Genomic DNA, 2,521 nt, shown 5'->3' on the forward strand with positions numbered 1-2,521 from the left:
TTAATGAGTCTTTGAACTCCGTTAATGAGTCTTTGAACTCCATTAATGAGTCTTTGAACTCCGTTAATGAGCCTTTAAGCTCTGACTGCTGCTGTGAGTTAATGAAATTATTCCTTAAACAACGCCCACGCCAAAAACCTCTCGGTATAATATAACGCTAATTGATTGCTCACACCATTGAAAACGGCATCAAAAGCGTGTTCTGCCCAAGGAATTTCTAGAAAAACCGCAGTATTACCAGAGTCATGTAAACGTTCATACATTTGTCTGCCAAATCGCGCTTCTACCAAATGATCGCGACTGCCATAAATTAATAAAGTTGGCGGTACAGGGTGGCTCAGATAATTTATTGGTGAAGCAATTTCATACTGATTAGGCAATTCTTCTAAAGAACCACCGAGAAATGCTTTTAAAACAGCGCGAGTGTTAATAGGATCGGGATTTGGTGGTGTTTTGTATCCTTCAGTTAAATTAACAGGCCCGTAATAGTTCACCACACCACGAATAGGTGGTGCATCCGGTTGATAAGCCGCTAACATTGCTAGGTGCGCTCCTGCAGAACGCCCTAAAAGTACCATACGTTCTGGATCGGCTTCATATTCTGCTGCATGTTTGCGAATAAAATTTAGGGCTGTACGCACGTCATCTAACTGAACTGGAAACCGATATTTAGGTGCGTGTCGATAGGCGATCGCAAATACTGTATATCCCTGATCAGCTATATATTGATTAAACTCGGAATTTGCATGAGGGTTGCCATATTGCCAAGCTCCACCATAAATTACTACCACTGCTGGATATTTACCTATCTCTAAGGGTTGGTAAACTTCCATTTTTAAAGGCACTCCCGCAGGATAAGCAAAGAGAATATCTTTTTTATGACGCGTTTTATCTGATGCAATACCTCGGAAGGAATTAACTAAATCAAAGGGATAGGTTAGCATTTTAGTTTTTACTTGGGCTGGAATTTGCTCTAGATAATTTGCTCCCAATCCGTGTTTCATCGCTTTAGCCATCTGCATTTGAGTTGGTGGGATATTCACTAGTACCCATCCACAAATTAGCAATCCGATAAAGGTGAAAATGCAAGCTAAACGCTGTAGTTTACGGCGACGGATGTAGAAGAAAGAAAGCAAAAAAGAGAGCAAATTTAATAACAATAACCAAGGACTGACTTCTGGCGCTCCCACTGCTAAAGTGAGTAAAAACATATTTGGAGCCGGAAGAAGAATCCAAGAGCTAAGAAATAGACTTGCACAACTTAGTAATAATGCAAGCCATGATAAAAGTATTTTGGGTTTAGCAAACATAGATTAAAGTGCGGTAATAACGACTTAAAGAAGTACAATCTATCTGCCAATGCTAAATTTGGCAATAGTTACAGCTATTTTCAGGTAAATAGACAATGCTGTAGGGGCACAGCATTGCTATGCCCCTACGATAGATGTGGTTTAAATAAATGAAAACTGCTGTATGCAGATGATTCTTGTAGAGGAATGAGTAGGTGATGTCTACGACGAGCTACACTTACACATTTCTAAAAGTCATTCAAAGACAATCTAGCTCAAGGAAATTATTTCTTCATCAACCCAAACCCAGGTGATTTTGCAACGCTTGGCGCATGACTTCTACAGGTACAGTTTCCTGGTGTAACCAGATTTTTAATGCTGCTACCCCTTGTTGAACTAGCATTTCTAAGCCATCGATCGCAATTGCACCTTGTTTTTCAGCCTGCTCTAGAAATTGCGTCGGTTTAGGAATATATATTAAATCGTAAGCGATCGCACCCTTTGGTAAATTTGCTATTTCCTCTAAACTCAAAGGCGACTGATCAACCTTGGGATACATACCTATGGGGGTTGTGTTTACCAGCAGATTCGCTTGAGGTATTAGCTTTGGCAATTCTTCCCATTGATGAACTTGTAAATTTTCACTAATGGGTGAATTGCTCCAACTATTGCCAAATTCTTGTAATCTCTGCACATTACGCCCAACAACATGAATTTTCGCAAAACCTAGTTGGTGACAACCTGCTACAACTGCTCTAGCTGCGCCACCATTGCCTAAAATTACTGCTATCTTTTGACTCCAATCTTGCTTATACGTCGTCTGTAAAGGAGCGATAAATCCTTCTATATCTGTGTTTGTCCCCACCCATTGATTATTTTGGTAACTAACAGTATTCACTGCGCCTATAGCTTGAGCAAGAGGGGTAATTTCTGAAAGCAGAGGCATAATTGCCTGTTTATGAGGTATTGTCACATTAAAACCGACAACACCAACAGCCGCGAAACCTGCGATCGCTATTTCCAAATTCTCTGGTGCTATAGGAAAAGGAAGATAAACGTAATCTAATCCTAAATGAGCGATGTCTTCGACGAGCTGCGCTAACGCAGCATTATGCATCGCTGGCGACAGCGAATGCTCAACTGGATATCCAATTACCCCTAATAGCTTAGTTTTGCCTGTAATCAATTTGTCATTTGTCATTCTTTTTCCCCCTGCTCCCCCCACTCCCTAC

At 40.7% G+C, this 2,521-nt stretch carries 2 protein-coding genes; both read right to left on the reverse strand.

Going from position 1 to position 2,521, the window contains the following annotated elements:
• Positions 1–107: 107 nt before the first annotated feature.
• Positions 108–1,310, reverse strand: coding sequence for an alpha/beta hydrolase (locus ACFFAP_RS37925; protein WP_375516021.1), 1,203 nt, complete (start codon positions 1,308–1,310; stop codon positions 108–110).
• Between the two features lie 274 nt (positions 1,311–1,584).
• Positions 1,585–2,490, reverse strand: a complete 906-nt coding sequence (locus ACFFAP_RS37930; protein ID WP_375516022.1) for a shikimate dehydrogenase — start codon at positions 2,488–2,490, stop codon at positions 1,585–1,587.
• Positions 2,491–2,521 lie beyond the last annotated feature (31 nt).

It is taken from the genome of uncultured Nostoc sp. (assembly GCF_964245575.1).
Classification (GTDB): domain Bacteria; phylum Cyanobacteriota; class Cyanobacteriia; order Cyanobacteriales; family Nostocaceae; genus Nostoc.